Annotated in this window: 18 protein-coding genes; 16 read left to right on the forward strand and 2 right to left on the reverse strand. The window is 70.6% G+C overall.

Annotated features, from left to right (window positions below):
- The first annotated feature begins 87 nt into the window (after nt 1-87).
- The 12 genes from AOK00_RS23860 to AOK00_RS23915 all read left to right on the forward strand — a co-directional run bounded on the left by AOK00_RS23860 (nt 88) and on the right by AOK00_RS23915 (nt 12480).
- Nucleotides 88-630 (forward strand): membrane protein, encoded by a 543-nt coding sequence (locus AOK00_RS23860; RefSeq protein WP_030316227.1) that lies wholly within the window; start codon nt 88-90, stop codon nt 628-630.
- Nucleotides 631-745: 115 nt separating this feature from the next.
- The gene (pdxS, locus tag AOK00_RS23865) at nt 746-1660 is read left to right on the forward strand and encodes a pyridoxal 5'-phosphate synthase lyase subunit PdxS (protein ID WP_030204560.1); all 915 of its coding nucleotides are present in this window, start codon (nt 746-748) and stop codon (nt 1658-1660) included.
- Between the two features lie 6 nt (nt 1661-1666).
- A complete protein-coding gene (gene pdxT / locus AOK00_RS23870) occupies nt 1667-2257 on the forward strand; it encodes a pyridoxal 5'-phosphate synthase glutaminase subunit PdxT (protein ID WP_063886646.1) in 591 nt (196 codons plus the stop codon).
- Between the two features lie 62 nt (nt 2258-2319).
- Nucleotides 2320-3072 carry a YebC/PmpR family DNA-binding transcriptional regulator gene (locus AOK00_RS23875; RefSeq protein WP_055602342.1) on the forward strand — a complete coding sequence of 251 codons (753 nt, stop codon included), beginning with the start codon at nt 2320-2322 and terminating at the stop codon, nt 3070-3072.
- 134 nt (nt 3073-3206) lie between these two features.
- Complete coding sequence (gene ruvC, locus AOK00_RS23880) at nt 3207-3770, forward strand: crossover junction endodeoxyribonuclease RuvC (protein ID WP_055602343.1); 564 nt, start codon at nt 3207-3209, stop codon at nt 3768-3770.
- Complete coding sequence (gene ruvA / locus AOK00_RS23885; protein WP_055602344.1) at nt 3767-4399, forward strand: Holliday junction branch migration protein RuvA; 633 nt, start codon at nt 3767-3769, stop codon at nt 4397-4399. Before ruvC ends, ruvA begins: the two co-directional genes overlap by 4 nt.
- Nucleotides 4400-4473: 74 nt before the next feature.
- The gene (gene ruvB, locus AOK00_RS23890) at nt 4474-5565 is read left to right on the forward strand and encodes a Holliday junction branch migration DNA helicase RuvB (protein ID WP_055602345.1); all 1092 of its coding nucleotides are present in this window, start codon (nt 4474-4476) and stop codon (nt 5563-5565) included.
- Nucleotides 5566-5730: 165 nt separating this feature from the next.
- Nucleotides 5731-6195: a preprotein translocase subunit YajC gene (yajC, locus tag AOK00_RS23895; RefSeq protein ID WP_055602346.1), complete on the forward strand. Its 465-nt coding sequence runs from the start codon at nt 5731-5733 to the stop codon at nt 6193-6195.
- Nucleotides 6196-6339: 144 nt separating this feature from the next.
- Nucleotides 6340-8115, forward strand: a complete 1776-nt coding sequence (gene secD / locus AOK00_RS23900) for a protein translocase subunit SecD (protein WP_055602347.1) — start codon at nt 6340-6342, stop codon at nt 8113-8115.
- Between the two features lies 1 nt (nt 8116).
- On the forward strand, nt 8117-9199 hold the full coding sequence (secF, locus tag AOK00_RS23905; RefSeq protein WP_055602348.1) for a protein translocase subunit SecF: 1083 nt from the start codon (nt 8117-8119) through the stop codon (nt 9197-9199).
- Nucleotides 9196-9747, forward strand: coding sequence for an adenine phosphoribosyltransferase (locus tag AOK00_RS23910; RefSeq protein WP_055602349.1), 552 nt, complete (start codon nt 9196-9198; stop codon nt 9745-9747). The genes secF and AOK00_RS23910 overlap by 4 nt, the downstream gene beginning before the upstream one ends.
- Before the next feature lie 237 nt (nt 9748-9984).
- A complete protein-coding gene (locus tag AOK00_RS23915; protein ID WP_055602350.1) occupies nt 9985-12480 on the forward strand; it encodes a RelA/SpoT family protein in 2496 nt (831 codons plus the stop codon).
- 66 nt (nt 12481-12546) lie between these two features.
- On the opposite strand, the gene AOK00_RS23920 is transcribed toward AOK00_RS23915, so the two are convergent.
- Together AOK00_RS23920 and AOK00_RS23925 are read right to left on the reverse strand one after the other, a co-directional pair.
- Nucleotides 12547-13776 (reverse strand): DUF349 domain-containing protein, encoded by a 1230-nt coding sequence (locus tag AOK00_RS23920; RefSeq protein WP_055602351.1) that lies wholly within the window; start codon nt 13774-13776, stop codon nt 12547-12549.
- A gap of 199 nt (nt 13777-13975) precedes the next feature.
- Nucleotides 13976-14782: a peptidylprolyl isomerase gene (locus AOK00_RS23925; RefSeq protein WP_055602352.1), complete on the reverse strand. Its 807-nt coding sequence runs from the start codon at nt 14780-14782 to the stop codon at nt 13976-13978.
- Nucleotides 14783-14954: 172 nt separating this feature from the next.
- Between AOK00_RS23925 and AOK00_RS23930 the strand changes: the two genes are divergently transcribed.
- The 4 genes from AOK00_RS23930 to AOK00_RS23945 all read left to right on the forward strand — a co-directional run bounded on the left by AOK00_RS23930 (nt 14955) and on the right by AOK00_RS23945 (nt 19142).
- Entirely contained in the window at nt 14955-15662 is a 708-nt protein-coding gene (locus AOK00_RS23930) for an MBL fold metallo-hydrolase (protein WP_055602353.1), read from the forward strand.
- A 10-nt stretch (nt 15663-15672) separates the two neighbouring features.
- The gene (gene hisS / locus AOK00_RS23935) at nt 15673-16935 is read left to right on the forward strand and encodes a histidine--tRNA ligase (protein WP_055602354.1); all 1263 of its coding nucleotides are present in this window, start codon (nt 15673-15675) and stop codon (nt 16933-16935) included.
- Between the two features lie 164 nt (nt 16936-17099).
- Nucleotides 17100-17726 carry a vitamin K epoxide reductase family protein gene (locus tag AOK00_RS23940; protein WP_055602355.1) on the forward strand — a complete coding sequence of 209 codons (627 nt, stop codon included), beginning with the start codon at nt 17100-17102 and terminating at the stop codon, nt 17724-17726.
- Nucleotides 17727-17789: 63 nt separating this feature from the next.
- Complete coding sequence (locus AOK00_RS23945) at nt 17790-19142, forward strand: replication-associated recombination protein A (protein WP_030316266.1); 1353 nt, start codon at nt 17790-17792, stop codon at nt 19140-19142.
- Nucleotides 19143-19203 lie beyond the last annotated feature (61 nt).

Raw genomic sequence — 19203 nt, forward strand, 5'->3', positions numbered from 1 at the left:
CGCGGGCCGGCCCGCGCGTGCCCTGTTCGCCCATGACCACGGCCTTTGGGAAGGGGTGCTGCCGCCGCCCCGGTAGCCTTTCGGCCCGTGACCGAAACCCTGATCTGGACCGTCGTCGCGCTGATTCTCATCGGCGTCTATCTCAGCTGGACCGCCGGACGGCTCGACCGGCTGCACTCCCGTATCGACGCCGCCCGCGCGGCCCTGGACGCGCAGTTGCTGCGCCGGGCCTCGGTCACCCAGGAGCTGGCCACCTCCGGCGTTCTCGACCCCGCCGCCTCGATCGTCCTGTACGAGGCCGCGCACGCCGCACGGCAGGCCGAGGAGGACCACCGGGAGGTCGCCGAGAGCGAGTTGAGCCAGGCCCTGCGGGTGGTGTTCGGCGAGCCCGAGCAGGTGGAGCTCGTACGGGAGGCTCCGGGTGGCGAGGAGGCCGCGGAGGAGCTCGCGGCGTCCGTCCGCCGGGTGCCGATGGCCCGCCGTTTCCACAACGACGCCGTCCGCGCCGCCCGCGCGCTGCGGCGCCACCGTACGGTCCGCTGGTTCCGGCTCGCGGGCCACGCGCCCTTCCCGCTGGCCTTCGAAATGGACGACGAGGCGCCGGTGGCCCTTGCCGACCGCCCGGCCTGACGCTCTCAGCCTGCGAAAACGATCCACCGGGTCCACATTGGCCCTTGCTGTGGACTGCACGTGGACTGTTTCCTCAACCTAGTCGTCAACCCCTGTTGTCACGAGTGAGGTACCCGTGTCCACCACGCCTTCCGTTTCCCCCCAGTCCCCCGAGACCGGCACCGCCCGTGTGAAGCGCGGCATGGCCGAGCAGCTCAAGGGCGGCGTGATCATGGACGTGGTCAACGCCGAGCAGGCGAAGATCGCCGAGGACGCCGGTGCCGTGGCCGTCATGGCCCTGGAGCGGGTCCCCGCGGACATCCGCAAGGACGGCGGCGTGGCCCGCATGTCCGACCCGAACATGATCGAAGAGATCATCGGCGCGGTCTCCATCCCGGTCATGGCCAAGTCCCGCATCGGCCACTTCGTCGAGGCCCAGGTCCTGCAGTCCCTCGGTGTCGACTACATCGACGAGTCCGAGGTCCTCACCCCGGCCGACGAGGTCAACCACTCCGACAAGTGGGCCTTCACGACCCCCTTCGTCTGTGGCGCCACCAACCTGGGCGAGGCCCTGCGCCGTATCGCCGAGGGCGCGGCCATGATCCGCTCCAAGGGCGAGGCCGGCACCGGCAACGTCGTCGAGGCCGTCCGCCACCTGCGCCAGATCAAGAACGAGATCGCCAGGCTGCGCGGCTTCGACAACAACGAGCTGTTCGCCGCCGCCAAGGACCTGCGCGCGCCGTACGAGCTCGTCAAGGAGGTCGCCGAGCTCGGCAAGCTCCCGGTCGTGCTGTTCTCCGCCGGTGGCGTCGCCACCCCCGCCGACGCCGCGCTCATGCGCCAGCTCGGCGCCGAGGGCGTCTTCGTCGGCTCCGGCATCTTCAAGTCGGGCGACCCGGCCAAGCGCGCCGCCGCCATCGTGAAGGCCACCACCTTCTACGACGACCCGAAGATCATCGCGGACGCCTCCCGCAACCTGGGCGAGGCCATGGTCGGCATCAACTGCGACACCCTCCCCGAGTCCGAGCGCTACGCCAACCGCGGCTGGTAGTCACTGATGAGCACACCCGTGATCGGTGTCCTGGCACTCCAGGGCGACGTACGGGAGCACCTGATCGCCCTGGCCGCGGCTGACGCCGTGGCCAGGCCGGTCCGGCGCCCCGAAGAGCTGGCCGAGATCGACGGTCTGGTCATCCCCGGCGGGGAGTCCACCACCATCTCCAAGCTGGCCGAGCTGTTCGGCATGGCGGAGCCGCTGCGCGAGCGCATAGCCGCCGGCCTGCCGGTCTACGGCACCTGCGCCGGTCTGATCATGCTCGCCGAGAAGATCCTCGACCCGCGTTCGGGCCAGGAGACCTTCGGCGGCATCGACATGATCGTCCGCCGCAACGCCTTCGGGCGGCAGAACGAGTCCTTCGAGGCCGGCGTCACCGTCGCGGGCATCGAGGACGGCCCCGTCGAGGGCGTCTTCATCCGGGCCCCCTGGGTGGAGTCCGTCGGTGCCGAGGTCGAGATCCTCGCCGAGCACGAGGGCCACATCGTCGCCGTGCGACAGGGCCGGGTGCTCGCGACCTCGTTCCACCCGGAGCTCACCGGGGATCACCGTATTCACGCCCTGTTCGTCGACATGGTGCGCGCGGCACGCTGATCCGATCCCGGTAGGATCTCTGGGGTTCGTTCAGAAATGGGTTACGCGAAGGAGACAGGCAGATGTCCGGCCACTCTAAATGGGCTACGACGAAGCACAAGAAGGCCGTGATCGACGCCAAGCGCGGCAAGCTCTTCGCGAAGCTGATCAAGAACATCGAGGTCGCGGCCCGCACGGGCGGCGCCGACCTGGACGGTAACCCGACGCTGTTCGACGCCGTCCAGAAGGCCAAGAAGCAGTCGGTCCCGAACAAGAACATCGACTCCGCGCTCAAGCGCGGTGCGGGTCTCGAGGCCGGCGGCGCCGACTACGAGACGATCATGTACGAGGGCTACGGCCCGAACGGTGTCGCGGTGCTCATCGAGTGCCTCACCGACAACCGCAACCGCGCCGCCTCCGACGTGCGCGTGGCCATGACCCGCAACGGCGGCTCCATGGCCGACCCGGGCTCGGTCTCGTACCTGTTCAACCGCAAGGGCGTCATCGTGCTCCCCAAGGGCGAACTGTCCGAGGACGACGTCCTGGAGTCGGTGCTCGAGGCCGGTGCCGAGGAGGTCAACGACCTCGGTGAGTCCTTCGAGATCATCAGCGAGGCCACCGACCTGGTCGCGGTCCGCACCGCCCTCCAGGAGGCCGGTATCGACTACGACTCCGCCGAGTCCAGCTTCGTCCCGACCATGCAGGTCGAGCTCGACGAAGAGGGCGCGCGCAAGATCTTCAAGCTGATCGACGCGCTGGAGGACAGCGACGACGTGCAGAACGTCTTCGCCAACTTCGACGTCAGCGACGAGGTCATGGAGAAGGTCGACGCCTGATCCGGGCCGTCGATCGACGCGGTTCCGCAGCGGGCCGACGGGGACACACCCCCGTCGGCCCGCTGTCGTTCGTGCGGCGTTGTCGGTGGCAGCGGATAGCCTGCACAAACAGGTGAGCGAGGAGGGGGTGCGGCGTGCGTGTTCTCGGGGTGGACCCGGGTCTGACCCGGTGCGGCGTGGGCGTCGTCGAGGGCGTCGCCGGACGGCCCCTCACCATGCTCGGCGTGGGCGTGGTGCGGACGGCCGCGGACGACGACATCGGGGTGCGCCTCGTCGGCATCGAGCGCGGCATCGAGGAGTGGCTCGACCGCTTCCAGCCCGAACTCGTCGCAGTGGAGCGGGTGTTCAGCCAGCACAACGTCCGTACGGTGATGGGCACGGCCCAGGCCAGTGCCGTCGCCATGCTCTGCGCCTCGCGCCGCGGCATCCCCGTCGCCCTGCACACCCCCAGCGAGGTCAAGGCCGCCGTCACCGGAAGCGGACGCGCCGACAAGGCACAGGTCGGGGCCATGGTGACCCGGCTGCTCCGGCTGTCCGCCCCGCCCAAACCGGCCGACGCCGCCGACGCCCTCGCCCTCGCCATCTGCCACATCTGGCGCGCCCCCGCCCAGAACCGTCTCCAGCAGGCCGTCGCCGAGAACCGTCTCCAGCAGGCGGTCGCCCGGCAGGCGGCCGCAGTGAAAGGCCGAACCCGATGATCGCCTTCGTCAGCGGCCCGGTCGCCGCGCTCGCCCCCACCACGGTCGTCATCGAGGTCGGCGGTGTGGGCATGGCCGTCCAGTGCACCCCGGGAACGCTCGCGGGACTGCGGATCGGTGCGGACGCCCGGCTCGCCACCTCCCTCGTCGTGCGGGAGGACTCCCTCACCCTGTACGGCTTCGCGGACGACGACGAGCGGCAGGTCTTCGAGCTCCTCCAGACCGCCAGCGGCGTCGGGCCCCGCCTCGCCCAGGCCATGCTCGGGGTGCACAGCCCCGACGCCCTGCGCGTCGCGGTGTCCACCGGTGACGAGAAGGCCCTCATGGCCGTCCCCGGCATCGGCAAGAAGGGCGCGCAGAAACTCCTCCTCGAACTGAAGGACAAGCTCGGCGCCCCGCTCGGCAGCAGTGGCATGGTCGGCGCGCAGCGGGCGGCGGCCTCCGGGCCCGCGCCGTGGACGGAGCAGCTGTCCGCCGCGCTCATCGGACTCGGCTACGCGTCGCGCGAGGCGGAGGAGGCGGTGGCGGCGGTGACGCCGCAGGCCGAGGAGGCGATCGCGGCGGGTGGCTCGGCGCCGGTGCCGCAGCTGCTGCGGGCGGCCCTGCAGTCCCTGAACCGCGCCCGCTGACGGGCCCCGCCGCGCGGGGCCCTCCCCACCCCGCCGCACCGACCACCGCACCACCACCGAGAAGGCAGAGAACCGTGAACTGGGACGACGAGACCACCGGCGACGACGAGGCGCGCATCGTCGGGGCATCGGCCGAGGGCGACGACCAGGCCGTCGAGGCGGCTCTGCGGCCCAAGGACCTCAGTGAGTTCGTCGGCCAGGAGAAGGTCCGTCAGCAGCTCGACCTGGTCCTCAAAGCCGCCCGCCAGCGCGGCGCCACCGCCGACCACGTGCTGCTCTCCGGCGCCCCCGGCCTCGGCAAGACCACCCTCTCCATGATCATCGCCGCCGAGATGAACGCGCCGATCCGCATCACCTCGGGCCCCGCCATCCAGCACGCCGGCGACCTCGCCGCGATCCTCTCCTCCCTCCAGGAGGGCGAGATCCTGTTCCTCGACGAGATCCACCGGATGTCCCGGCCCGCCGAGGAGATGCTCTACATGGCGATGGAGGACTTCCGGGTCGACGTCATCGTCGGCAAGGGCCCCGGAGCCACCGCCATCCCGCTCGAACTCCCGCCGTTCACCCTGGTCGGCGCCACCACCCGGGCCGGACTCCTGCCGCCGCCGCTGCGCGACCGCTTCGGCTTCACCGGCCACATGGAGTTCTACGACCCGGCCGAGCTCCAGCGCGTGATCCACCGCTCCGCCGGACTCCTCGACGTCGAGATCGACCCGGCGGGAGCCGCCGAGATCGCCGGCCGGTCCCGCGGCACCCCCCGCATCGCCAACCGGCTGCTCCGCCGCGTCCGCGACTACGCGCAGGTCAAGGCCGACGGCGTCATCACCCGGGAGATCGCCGAGGCGGCCCTCAGCGTGTACGAGGTCGACGGCCGCGGCCTCGACCGGCTCGACCGCGGCGTCCTGGAGGCCCTGCTCAAGCTCTTCGGCGGCGGCCCGGTCGGTCTCTCCACGCTGGCCGTCGCGGTGGGGGAGGAGCGCGAGACCGTCGAGGAGGTCGCCGAACCCTTCCTCGTACGGGAGGGTCTGCTGGCCCGTACGCCCCGTGGTCGGGTCGCCACCCCCGCGGCATGGGCGCACCTCGGACTGGTTCCGCCGCAGGCAGCGGGCCCAGGGAGCGCCGGGAACGGCACGGGAATGGGACAACAGGGGCTCTTCGGGGCGTGACGGTGCTGACACTCGCCCGGACCGGAACCGGGGTGCGATGCTGGACGTTGTTCAGTCGATGCGGACTCGCCTAGACTCCGCCGATGCCGCCCTTTCTGGTCGGCGCGCCCACCCCCGAAGATCAGGCCGCGGGTTCTCCGCGACCGTGCGAAGGAAACCCGTCCCGTGAGCATCGTGACCCTCCTCCCCTTCATCGTCCTCATCGGGGCCATGTTCCTGATGACCCGCTCTGCCAAGAAGAAGCAGCAGGCGGCGGCGCAGATGCGCAACGAGATGCAGCCCGGCACCGGCGTACGCACGATCGGGGGGATGTACGCCACCGTCAAGGAGATCGGCGACGAGACCGTCCTCCTCGAGGTCGCGCCCGGCGTGCACGCCGTCTACGCCAAGAACGCGATCGGCGCCGTCCTCGAGGACTCCGAGTACAACCGCATCGTCCACGGTGACGACGAGGACTCGGACTCCGACACCGTCGTCCCGGACGACGCCTCGTCGCTGACCGAGGCCGCCGAGGCCACGGAGACCGTCGAGGACGCGCCGAAGGCCGATCTGACGAAGAAGTCGGACGTGACCGACGCTGCGGAGGGCCAGAAGGACGGCAAGGCCGACGGCGAGACCGACGCGAAGTAGTCGCGGCCGAGGACACCGCGCACGCCCACCGGCGTGCGCGGTTCCCGGAACGGTTCCACGTCTGCGGGGGAAGGTCCCCACACACACTTCGTGGCCGTCCCGCGCACACCCGGCGCGGGACGGTTGGACAGGGAGATACGACAGGTGGCAGCACCGAAGAAGGGCCGAAGGCCGGCGGGGGGACAGAGCCGGCCGGGCCGCGCCCTGGCACTCATCCTGATCGCCATGGTCGCGCTCACCGGCGGGATGTTCTGGTCGGGGCACACCACCCCGCGCCTGGGCATCGACCTCGCCGGCGGTACGTCGATCACGCTCAAGGCCAAGGCTGAGCCCGGCCAGGAGTCGGCGGTCAACGAGACCAACATGAACACCGCCGTCGGCATCATCGAGCGCCGGGTCAACGGTCTCGGTGTCTCCGAGGCCGAGGTCCAGACGCAGGGCAAAGAGAACATCATCGTCAACATCCCTCGCGGGACGAACGAGAAGCAGGCCCGGGAGCAGGTCGGTACCACCGCCCAGCTCTACTTCCGGCCGGTTCTCGCGGTGACGAACGGTGGACCCGCCGCGGCGCCCAGCGCCAGCTCCTCCGGTTCTCCCTCCGCCACGCCGAAGCCGTCCTCCTCCGCCTCCGGCTCGACCGTGGGCGAGAAGTCGGCCACCCCGACGGCCACCGGCTCCGCCCAGGGCCGCGCGCTCACCGAGGCCCTCAAGGCCCCGAGCCCCACCCCCACGCCGACCGGCAGCGCCTCCGCGACGCCGAAGGCCAGCGGGACCCCGTCGGCGACGCCGGCGCCGGACGCCGCCACCGCGGCGCTCCAGCAGAAGTTCACCTCCCTGAACTGCCTCGACCCCAAGCAGCGCACCGCCGCGGGCCAGGGCGTCAAGCCCAGCGAGCCCTCGGTCGCGTGCGGTGAGGACGCCCCCGGCGTCTGGTCGAAGTACCTCCTCGGCCCGGCCGAGGTCGAGGGCCGTGACGTCGACGACGCCAAGGGCCAGCTCGACCAGCAGCGCGGCATGTGGATCGTCACCATGGACTTCACGGACGCGGGTTCGAAGAAGTTCCAGGCGATCACCAGCAAGCTGTCGTCGCAGGCGGACCCGCAGAACCGCTTCGCGATCGTCCTGGACGGCGAGGTCGTCTCGGCCCCGTCGGTGCGCCAGACGCTGAGCGCCAGCGCCGAGATCTCCGGCAACTTCAACCAGCAGTCGGCCCAGGACCTCGGCAACATCCTGTCGTACGGTGCCCTGCCGCTGACCTTCGAGACGCAGAGCGTCGACACGGTCACCGCCGCGCTCGGCGGCGAGCAGCTGGAGGCCGGTCTGATCGCCGGCGCCATCGGCCTCGGTCTGGTCATCATCTACCTGGTGGCCTACTACCGCGGCCTGTCGCTGATCGCCATCCTGAGCCTCGGCGTCTCCGCGCTGCTCACCTACGTGATCATGGCCCTGCTCGGCCCGGCCATCGGCTTCGCGCTGAACCTGCCGGCCGTCTGTGGCGCCATCGTCGCCATCGGTATCACCGCGGACTCGTTCATCGTGTACTTCGAGCGCATCCGTGACGAGCTCCGCGAGGGCCGTTCCCTCCGCCCGGCCGTCGAGCGCGCCTGGCCGCGCGCCCGTCGCACCATCCTGGTCTCCGACTTCGTGTCGTTCCTGGCCGCGGCCGTGCTCTTCATCGTCACCGTCGGCAAGGTCCAGGGCTTCGCGTTCACGCTCGGCCTGACCACCCTGCTCGACGTCGTCGTGGTGTTCCTCTTCACCAAGCCGGTCATGACGCTCCTCGCGCGGACCAAGTTCTTCGGCGAGGGCCACGCCTGGTCCGGCCTCGACCCGAAGCGACTCGGCGCCAAGCCGCCGCTGCGCCGCACCCGTCGTGCCAATGCCTCTGTCGCTGGCCCTGTCGACCCGAAGGAGGCGTGAGATGTCGAAGCTCGGAGATCTCGGCGCCCGGCTCCACCGTGGTGAGGTCGGCTACGACTTCATCGGCAACCGCAAGATCTGGTATGGCCTGTCCATCCTGATCACCATCACCGCCATCGTCGCCCTGGCCGTCCGCGGCCTGAACATGGGCATCGAGTTCCAGGGCGGTGCCGTCTTCACCACCCCGAAGTCGGAGGTCTCCGTCAGCCAGGCGCAGGAGTACGCGGAAGAGGCCTCCGGCCACGACGCGATCGTCCAGCAGCTCGGCAACGGCTCCCTCCGCATCCAGGTCGGCGGCCTCGACACCGCGCAGTCCGACAAGGTCCGCACGGAGCTCGCCAAGGACCTGAACGTCGCCGAGGACAAGATCGCGGCGGAGCTGGTCGGTCCCAGCTGGGGTGAGCAGATCGCCACCAAGGCCTGGACCGGTCTGGGGATCTTCATGATCCTCGTGGTGATCTATCTGGCCATCGCCTTCGAGTGGAGAATGGCGATCGCGGCGCTCATCGCGCTGATCCACGACCTCACGATCACGGTCGGCATCTACTCGCTGGTCGGCTTCGAGGTGACCGTCGGTACGGTCATCGGTCTGCTGACGATCCTCGGTTATTCGCTGTACGACACGGTCGTCGTCTTCGACTCGCTCAAGGAACAGACGAAGGACATCACGAAGCAGACCCGCTTCACGTACAGCGAGCTGGCCAACCGCTCGATCAACGGCACCCTGGTCCGTTCGATCAACACCACCGTCGTCGCGCTGCTGCCGGTCGCCGGCCTGCTCTTCATCGGTGGCGGCGTCCTCGGCGCCGGCATGCTCAACGACATCTCGCTGTCGCTGTTCGTCGGTCTCGCGGCCGGTGCGTACTCCTCGATCTTCATCGCCACCCCGCTCGTCGCCGACCTCAAGGAGCGCGAGCCGGCGATCAGGGCACTCAAGAAGCGCATCATGGCGAAGCGGGCCGGTGCGGCCGCCAAGGGCGAGTCGTACGACGGGTCGGACGACCGGTCCGACGACGACGGCGAGATCGCCGTCGTCGGCCCGCGGGCGAGCCGTCGCGGCCGCTCCTCGGAGCACCGAGGATGACCGCCGAGGCCCAGGACGTCACCGACCTCCTGCTCAGCCGCATCCGCGACGTGGCGGACTACCCGAAGCCGGGCGTGCTGTTCAAGGACATCACGCCGCTGCTCGCGGACCCGGAGGCGTTCACGGCGCTCACCGACGCCCTCGCCGGGCTGTGCTCCGCGCACGGCGCGACGAAGATCGTCGGTCTCGAGGCGCGCGGCTTCATCCTGGCCGCCCCGGTGGCCGTCCGTGCGGGACTGGGCTTCATCCCCGTCCGCAAGGCCGGCAAGCTCCCCGGGGCGACGCTCCGCCAGGCGTACGAGCTGGAGTACGGCACCGCCGAGATCGAGGTGCACGCCGAGGACCTGGCGGCGGGCGACCGCGTCATGGTCATCGACGACGTCCTCGCCACCGGCGGGACGGCCGAGGCCTCGATCGAGCTCATCCGTCGTGCGGGCGCCGAGGTCGCGGGCGTCGCGGTCCTGATGGAACTCGGCTTCCTCCCGGGCCGTGCCCGCCTGGAGCCGGCTCTGAACGGCGCTCCGCTCACGGCGCTGATCACCGTCTGACATCGGGCTTCATCCCGCACGGGGCGCTCCGGGGAATCCCCGGGGCGCCCCGTCGGTTTTCCGGAGTGTCCCGGTCCGGGAACCCGGGGGCGTGCCGCGCCCGCCGTCGGGCCCGTTCCCTGCCCCGGCCGCGTGAGCGGTGCGTGTCAGGGCTCGATACCATGGGCTTTCCGGGCCTGACCGGGGGACCCGGCACCTCCCCCAGACTCCGTCCGGGGGGACCCCAGAGGAGCGCTCTTGCCAGACGAGGCCCAGTCACTCTCCGCCGCGCAGCCCGACCCGAAGGCCGACAAGGCCGCGCAGGGGACCGGCACGCCCCAGAACAAGCCCGCGGAGACCGGGCCCGCGCCTGCCGCGTCCGCGTCGCCGGCCCCCAAGCCCCCGGCGCCCGAGGCCGCGGCCCCCACGCGGCCCGCGCCGGCGGCGCCCGCCCGCTCCGGCGGCTCGTCCAACCGCGTACGCGCCCGTCTGGCCCGGCTCGGCGTCCAGCGCTCCTCCCCGTACAACCCGGTCCTCGAACCGCTGCTGCGGATCGTCCGCTCCAACGACCCGAAGATCGAGACGGCGACGCTCCGCCAGGTCGAGCGGGCCTACCAGGTCGCCGAGCGCTGGCACCGCGGCCAGAAGCGCAAGAGCGGCGACCCGTACATCACGCACCCGCTCGCCGTGACCACCATCCTCGCCGAGCTCGGCATGGATCCGGCGACTCTGATGGCCGGTCTGCTGCACGACACCGTCGAGGACACCGAGTACGGCCTGGAGGACCTGCGCCGCGACTTCGGCGACCAGGTCACCCTGCTCGTCGACGGCGTCACCAAGCTCGACAAGGTCAGGTTCGGCGAGGCCGCGCAGGCCGAGACCGTCCGCAAGATGGTCGTCGCCATGGCCAAGGACCCGCGCGTCCTGGTCATCAAGCTCGCCGACCGCCTGCACAACATGCGCACCATGCGCTACCTCAAGCGGGAGAAGCAGGAGAAGAAGGCCCGCGAGACCCTAGAGATCTACGCGCCCCTGGCCCACCGCCTGGGCATGAACACCATCAAGTGGGAGCTGGAGGACCTCGCCTTCGCGATCCTCTACCCCAAGATGTACGACGAGATCGTCCGGCTCGTCGCCGAGCGCGCCCCCAAGCGGGACGAGTACCTCGCCATAGTGACCGACGAGGTCCAGACCGACCTGCGCGCCGCCCGCATCAAGGCCACCGTCACCGGCCGCCCCAAGCACTACTACAGCGTCTACCAGAAGATGATCGTCCGCGGCCGTGACTTCGCGGAGATCTACGACCTGGTGGGCATCCGTGTCCTCGTCGACACGGTGCGCGACTGCTACGCCGCCCTCGGCACCGTCCACGCGCGATGGAACCCGGTCCCCGGCCGGTTCAAGGACTACATCGCGATGCCGAAGTTCAACATGTACCAGTCGCTGCACACGACGGTCATCGGACCCAACGGCAAGCCGGTCGAGCTGCAGATCCGCACGTTCGACATGCACCGGCGCGCCGAGTACGGCATCGCCGCGCACTGGAAGTACAAGCAGGAGGCCGTCGCAGGTGCCTCCAAGGTCCGCGCCGACGTGCCGAAGAGGACCGGCAAGGACGACCACCTCAACGACATGGCGTGGCTGCGCCAGCTCCTCGACTGGCAGAAGGAGACCGAGGACCCCAGCGAGTTCCTGGAGTCCCTGCGCTTCGACCTCTCGCGCAACGAGGTCTTCGTCTTCACCCCCAAGGGCGACGTCATCGCGCTGCCCGCCGGTGCGACCCCCGTCGACTTCTCGTACGCCGTCCACACCGAGGTCGGCCACCGCACCATAGGAGCCCGGGTCAACGGGCGGCTCGTGCCGCTCGAATCGACCCTCGACAACGGCGACCTGGTCGAGGTCTTCACCTCCAAGGCCGCCGGCGCCGGGCCCTCCCGCGACTGGCTGGGCTTCGTCAAGTCCCCGCGCGCCCGCAACAAGATCCGGGCCTGGTTCTCCAAGGAGCGCCGCGACGAGGCCATCGAGCAGGGCAAGGACGCCATCGCGCGGGCCATGCGCAAGCAGAACCTGCCGATCCAGCGGATCCTCACCGGCGACTCCCTCGTCACCCTCGCCCACGAGATGCGCTACAGCGACATCTCCTCGCTGTACGCGGCGATCGGCGAGGGCCATGTCACCGCCCAGTCCATCGTGCAGAAGCTCGTCCAGGCGCTCGGCGGCGAGGAGGCCGCCACCGAGGACATCGACGAGACGGCCCCGCCCACCCGCGGCCGCTCCAAGCGCCGCTCCAGCGCCGACCCCGGTGTCGTCGTCAAGGGCGTCGAGGACGTCTGGGTGAAGCTGGCCCGCTGTTGCACCCCCGTGCCCGGCGACCCGATCATCGGCTTCGTCACCCGCGGCAGTGGCGTATCGGTTCACCGCAGCGACTGCGTCAACGTGGAGTCGCTCTCCCGGGAGCCGGAGCGGATCCTGGAGGTCGAGTGGGCGCCCACCCAGTCCTCCGTCTTCCTCGTCGCGATCCAGGTCGAGGCCCTGGACCGCTCGCGGCTGCTCTCCGACGTCACCCGGGTCCTCTCGGACCAGCACGTCAACATCCTCTCGGCGGCCGTCCAGACCTCCCGCGACCGGGTGGCCACCTCGCGCTTCACCTTCGAGATGGGCGACCCGAAGCACCTGGGTCACGTCCTGAAGGCCGTACGCGGCGTGGAGGGCGTCTACGACGTGTACCGCGTGACCTCGGCCCGCAGGCCGTAACGGCACGTACGAGGAAGGCCCCCCGGCCGTGGGCCGGGGGGCCTTCCTCGTACGGTCACGGCCGGGTCAGCCGCCGAACTCCTCCAGGCCCTTCATGGCCTGGTCGAGCAGGGCCTGGCGGCCCTCCAGCTCACGGGAGAGCTTGTCGGCCTTGGCGTCGTTGCCGGCGGCGCGGGCCGCGTCGATCTGCTTGCGCAGCTTCTCGACCGCGTCCTGGAGCTGACCGGTCAGACCCGCGGCACGCGCGCGTGCCTCCGGGTTCGTCCGGCGCCACTCGGTCTCCTCGGCCTCCTGGATGGCCCGCTCCACCGTGTGCATCCGGCCCTCGACCTTGGGACGGGCGTCACGCGGGACGTGGCCGATGGCCTCCCACCGCTCGTTGAGGGAACGGAACGCGGCGCGGGCCGCCTTCAGGTCCGACACCGGCAGCAGCTTCTCGGCCTCGGTCGCGAGCTCCTCCTTGAGCTTGAGGTTCTCGGTCTGCTCCGCGTCCCGCTCGGCGAAGACCTCGCCGCGCGCCGCGAAGAAGACGTCCTGGGCGCCGCGGAAGCGGTTCCACAGGTCGTCCTCGTGCTCGCGCTGGGCGCGGCCGGCCGCCTTCCACTCCGTCATCAGGTCGCGGTAGCGGGCCGCCGTGGTGCCCCAGTCGGTGGAGTTCGACAGCGACTCCGCCTCGGCGACCAGGCGCTCCTTGGCCTTGCGGGCGTCCTCGCGCTGGGCGTCGAGCGAGGCGAAGTGGGCCTTGCGGCGCTTCGAGAACGCCGAGCGGGCGTGCGAGAAGCGGTGCCACAGCTCGTCGTCGGACTTGCGGTCGAGCCGGGGCAGGCCCTTCCAGGTGTCCACGAGCGCGCGCAGCCGCTCGCCCGCGGAGCGCCACTGCTCGCTCTGGGCCAGCTCCTCGGCCTCGGTGACGAGCTTCTCCTTGGCGGAGCGCGCCTCGTCGGTCTGCTTGGCCTTCTGGGCCTTGCGCTCCTCGCGGCGCGAGTCGACCGTCTCGACGAGCTTGTCGAGGCGGGTCGCGAGCGCGGCCAGGTCACCGACGGCGTGGTGCTCGTCGATCTGCTGGCGGATGTGCTCGATCGCCGCGGTGGCGTCCTTCGCCGAGAGGTCGGTGGTCTTCACCCGCTTCTCGAGGAGGCCGATCTCGACAACCAAGCCCTCGTACTTGCGCTCGAAGTAGGCCAGAGCCTCCTCAGGGGTGCCGGCCTGCCACGATCCGACGACCTTCTCGCCTTCGGCCGTCCGCACGTACACGGTGCCCGTCTCGTCGACGCGGCCCCACGGGTCGCTGCTCACAGCGCCTCCTCACCATGATGCCGTCGCGGGGTCGTACCCCCCGGGCATCGTCCACAGTTTCCCGGCGGGCCTCGCCCGCCTTCCGCAGCGCGGCCGACGGCCCAACGCTGCACAACGCCAATCTAGGCGAACGGCGGCCCGGCTGTCCGCACTCAGCGCGACCGAGATTCGGCGGTCACGCGCGCGTGCGGACCCCGGCTCACTTCTTCGCGACGGTCGCCTTCTCGATGGTGACGGCCTTCTTCGGGGCGCCGTCGGTGGCGCCGCCCGTGACGCCCGCCTCGGCGACGTCCTTGACCACATCGAGGCCGGCCGCGTCGATCTTTCCGAACGGCGTGTAGCTCGGCGGCAGCTTGGTGTCCTTGTAGACGAGGAAGAACTGCGAGCCGCCGCTGCCCGGCTGCCCGGTGTTCGCCATCGCCACGGTGCCCGCGGGGTAGGTGACCGAGCCGTCCGCGCCCGCCTTGCCCAGGGCGTCCAGGTTCTCGTCCGGGATGGTGTAGCCCGGGCCGCCGGTGCCGTCGCCCTTGGGGTCACCGCACTGCAGCACGAAGATGCCGCTGGTGGTGAGGCGGTGGCACTTCGTCCCGTCGAAGTACTTCTTGGCGGCGAGGTGCGAGAAGGAGTTCACCGTGCGCGGGGTCTTCGCCGCGTCCATGGTGATCGTGATGTCGCCCTCGTTCGTCTTGAGCGCCATGGCGTACGTGGCCTTGGCGTCCACCGTCATCTTCGGCTCGGCGCTCGACGACTCGCTCTGCGAGGGCGCCGGGCTGCTGGGGGAGCTGCTCGCCGAGTTGTCGGAGCCCGCCGTGTCGTCCTTGGAGTCGTCGCCCGTCAGCGCCACGGACGCGTACACCGCGCCGCCCGCCGCGAGTACCACCGCGAGGGCTGCCGCGATGACGGTGTTGCGGCGCTTCGCCTTGCGCCGGTTCTCCTCCCGCCGCTGCTGCTGCCGCGCGTACTTCTCCCTGGCAAGCTGCCGCCGCCGCTGATCGCTGGTGACCACCGGTTCCGCTCCTGTCGCTCGTCTGTTCCTGTCCTGGCCGGGTGTGCCCGTACCGTATACGGGTTGGCTGTGGAACCGGCACCGCCGGTAGGCTCTGATCTGCCGTATTCCGCGTTTTCCGCGGGTTCCGCGAATTCCGAGCCCCCGTGCCGGACGACATCTAAGGACGAACGTGCTGATTGCCGGGTTCCCCGCCGGGGCCTGGGGGACCAATTGCTACCTGGTCGCCCCCGCCGCAGGCGAGGAGTGCGTCATCATCGACCCGGGCCACCAGGCCGCCCAGGGTGTCGAGGAGACGCTGAAGAAGCATCGGCTCAAGCCCGTCGCCGTCGTCCTCACCCATGGACACATCGACCACGTCGCCTCCGTCGTCCCGGTGTGCGGCGCCCACGACGTCCCCGCGTGGATCCACCCGTCCGACCGCTACATGATGAGCGACCCGGAGAAGGCCCTCGGCCGCTCCATCGGGATGCCCCTCATGGGCGAGCTGACCGTGGGAGAGCCCGACGACGTGCGAGAACTGACGGACGGCGCCGAGCTGAGGCTCGCCGGTCTGGACTTCTCCGTCGCCCACGCGCCCGGTCATACCAAGGGGTCGGTGACCTTCAGGATGCCGGAGACCACGGAGGTCCCCTCCGTGTTCTTCTCCGGGGACCTGCTGTTCGCCGGCTCCATCGGACGCACCGACCTTCCCGGCGGTGACATGGACGAGATGCTCGCTTCGCTGGCCCGCGTGTGCCTGCCGCTCGACAACTCGACCGTGGTGCTGTCGGGACACGGTCCCCAGACGACCATCGGCCAGGAGCGCGCCACGAACCCCTATCTGCGGGACGTGGCCGCCGGTCTCGGGAGCACGGACGCTCCCCGACGAGGAATGTGACGAGACTTTCGTGAGCACCTTTCAGGCCCCCAAGGGCACGTACGACCTGATCCCGCCCCGCTCCGCCACCTTCCTGGCGGTCCGGGACGCGATCTCCACGCCGCTGAGGAACTCCGGCTACGGCTACATCGAGACCCCCGGTTTCGAGAACGTCGAGCTGTTCTCCCGCGGTGTCGGTGAGTCCACCGACATCGTGACCAAGGAGATGTACACCCTCACCACGAAGGGCAACGACCACCTCGCCCTCCGCCCCGAGGGCACCGCGTCCGTGCTGCGCGCGGCGCTCCAGGCCAACCTGCACAAGCAGGGCAACCTGCCGGTGAAGCTCTGGTACTCCGGCTCGTACTACCGCTACGAGCGGGCCCAGGCGGGCCGCTACCGCCACTTCTCCCAGGTCGGCGCCGAGGCCATCGGCGCCGAGGACCCGGCGCTCGACGCCGAGCTGATCATCCTGGCCGACCAGGCGTACCGCTCCCTCGGGCTGCGGAACTTCCGCATCCTGCTCAACTCGCTGGGCGACAAGGAGTGCCGTCCCGTCTACCGCGAGGCGCTCCAGGGCTTCCTGCGCGGGCTCGACCTCGACGAGGAGACCCTGCGCCGCGCCGAGATCAACCCGCTGCGCGTCCTCGACGACAAGCGCGAGTCCGTGCAGAAGCAGCTCGTCGGCGCCCCGCTGCTCGGCGACTACCTCTGCGACGCGTGCAAGGCGTACCACGAGGAGGTGCGCGCCCTGATCACCGCGGCGGGCGTGGAGTTCGAGGACGACGCCAAGCTGGTGCGCGGCCTGGACTACTACACCCGCACGACCTTCGAGTTCGTCCACGGCGGCCTCGGCTCGCAGTCGGCGGTCGGCGGCGGCGGTCGCTACGACGGCCTCTCCGAGATGATCGGCGGCCCCGCGCTGCCGTCCGTCGGCTGGGCGCTCGGGGTGGACCGCACGGTCCTCGCCCTGGAGGCGGAGGGCATCGAGCTCGACCTCCCCGCCGTCACCAGCGTCTTCGCCGTGGCCATCGGCGAGGAGGCGCGCCGGATCCTCTTCGGCAAGGTCACCGAGCTGCGCAGGGAGGGCATCTCCGCGGACTTCTCGTTCGGCGGCAAGGGCCTCAAGGGCGCGATGAAGGACGCCAACCGCTCGGGCGCCCGCTTCGCGGTCGTCGCCGGCGAGCGCGACCTCGCCGAGGGTGTCGTCCAGCTCAAGGACATGGAGTCCGGCGAGCAGCAGGCGGTCGCCGTGGACGCGCTGCTCGCCGCGGTGCGGGCCAAGCTGGCCTGACGCACTTCCGGAGCAGGGGCCCGGACCCACGCACGCGCGTGGGTCCGGGCCCCTGCTCGTCGTCCTTATGTTCGCTTCACTTATCTCCGGCGAACGGTGGGCGCGCTGCCTCGTACGGCAGAATGACCGTGCCCACAAGGCTCGCGAGCGAGGGAACAGGCGACATGACGAAGGCAGCGGTGGACGAGGCCGCGTCCGGCCGGCACGACGGCGGCACGATCGGGGCGAGCAAGGCCTTCGCCTGGATGCTCGTGATCACCGGAGCGGCCGGGGTGCTCGCCGCCTGGGTCATCACGATCGACAAGTTCAAGCTCCTCGAGGACCCGAACTTCGTCCCCGGGTGCAGCCTCAACCCGATCGTCTCCTGCGGCAACATCATGAAGAGCGAGCAGGCCTCGGTCTTCGGCTTCCCGAACCCGATGCTCGGCCTCGTCACGTACGCCATGGTGATCGCCATCGGTCTCGCCCTGCTCGCCGGGGCCCGCTACCGCCGCTGGTACTGGCTCGGCCTCAACGCCGGCACCCTCTTCGGTGTCGGTTTCTGCACCTGGCTCATGTACCAGTCGCTGTACGAGATCAACTCGCTGTGCCTGTGGTGCTGCCTGGCGTGGGTCGCCACCATCGTCATGTTCTGGTACGTGACCTCGCAGAACGTCCGCAGCGGCGTCATCCCCGCCTCTCGCGGCCTCCGGACCTTCTTCGACGAGTTCACCTGGGTCCTCCCCGTCCTGCACGTCGGGATCATCGGCATGCTGATCCTGACCCGCTGGTGGGACTTCTGGACCAGCTGACCGTCCGCCGGCGGACCGCCGACGAGCCGGCGCTGTCGGTGGCGTGACCTAGGCTTCATGACTGTGGAGCCCGACCTCTTTACCGCAGCAGCCGAAGACCGCCAGGAGAAGGACCCCGCCAGCAGCCCGCTGGCCGTCCGGATGCGCCCGCGCACCCTCGACGAGGTGGTGGGGCAGAAGCACCTGCTCAAGCCCGGATCGCCGCTGCGCCGCCTGGTGGGCGACGGCGACGGCGGCCCCGCCGGCGCCTCCTCCGTGATCCTCTGGGGCCCGCCCGGTATCGGGAAGACGACCCTGGCGTACGTGGTCTCCAAGGCGACCAACAAGCGGTTCGTGGAGCTGTCGGCGATCACCGCGGGCGTCAAGGAGGTCCGCGCGGTCATCGACGGAGCCCGCCGCGCGGTCGGTGGCTACGGCAAGGAGACCGTCCTCTTCCTCGACGAGATCCACCGCTTCTCCAAGGCCCAGCAGGACTCGCTGCTGCCCGCCGTCGAGAACCGCTGGGTGACGCTCATCGCGGCCACCACCGAGAACCCGTACTTCTCGATCATCTCCCCGCTCCTGTCCCGCTCCCTGCTCCTCACCCTGGAGCCGCTGACCGACGACGACCTGCGTGGCCTGATGGCCCGGGCGCTCACCGGCGAGCGCGGGCTCGGCGGGGCGGTGACCCTGCCGGAGGACGCCGAGGCCCACCTCCTGCGTGTCGCGGGCGGCGACGCCCGTCGCGCCCTGACCGCCCTGGAGGCGGCCGCGGGCGCCGCCATCGCCAAGGGCGAGCCGGAGATCACTCTGGAGACGGTCGAGGAGACCGTCGACCGCGCGGCCGTGAAGTACGACCGGGACGGCGACCAGCACTACGACGTGGCCAGCGCGCTCATCAAGTCGATCCGCGGCTCGGACGTGGACGCGGCCCTGCACTACCTGGCCCGGATGATCGAGGCGGGCGAGGACCCGCGGTTCATCGCCCGGCGCCTCATGATCTCCGCGAGCGAGGACATCGGCCTCGCCGATCCGAACGCGCTGCCGATCGCCGTCGCCGCCGCGCAGGCCGTGGCCATGATCGGTTTCCCCGAGGCGGCGCTCACCCTGAGCCACGCGACGATCGCCCTGGCCCTCGCCCCGAAGTCGAACGCGGCGACCACCGCGATCGGCGCCGCCCTGGCGGACGTACGCAACGGCCTCGCCGGATCGGTCCCGCCGCACCTGCGCGACGGCCACTACAAGGGCGCGGCGAAGCTCGGCCACGCCCAGGGCTACGTCTACCCGCACGACGTCCCGGGCGGCATCGCGGCCCAGCAGTACGCCCCGGACACGATCCACGGCCGCCAGTACTACGAACCGACGCGCTACGGCGCGGAGGCGAGATACGCGGACGTGGTGGAGCGCGTACGAGCCCGCCTGAAGGGCGACGAGTAGGCGCGCCCTTCGCCCGGACCCGCACCCCGCGCGCCCAGGCCCGTCGTCGAACTCCCGTCTG

The organism is Streptomyces aureus (assembly GCF_001418135.1).
Lineage (GTDB): Bacteria > Actinomycetota > Actinomycetes > Streptomycetales > Streptomycetaceae > Streptomyces > Streptomyces aureus_A.

Excerpts from the sequence above, each read along its gene's own strand:
- AOK00_RS23910 (WP_055602349.1), top strand. The coding sequence starts at position 9,196 with ATGACCGCCGAGGCCCAGGACGTCACCGACCTCCTGCTCAGCCGCATC.
- AOK00_RS23940 (WP_055602355.1), top strand. The coding sequence starts at position 17,100 with ATGACGAAGGCAGCGGTGGACGAGGCCGCGTCCGGCCGGCACGACGGC.
- pdxT (WP_063886646.1), top strand. The coding sequence starts at position 1,667 with ATGAGCACACCCGTGATCGGTGTCCTGGCACTCCAGGGCGACGTACGG.
- ruvA (WP_055602344.1), top strand. The coding sequence starts at position 3,767 with ATGATCGCCTTCGTCAGCGGCCCGGTCGCCGCGCTCGCCCCCACCACG.
- AOK00_RS23875 (WP_055602342.1), top strand. The coding sequence starts at position 2,320 with ATGTCCGGCCACTCTAAATGGGCTACGACGAAGCACAAGAAGGCCGTG.
- secF (WP_055602348.1), top strand. The coding sequence starts at position 8,117 with ATGTCGAAGCTCGGAGATCTCGGCGCCCGGCTCCACCGTGGTGAGGTC.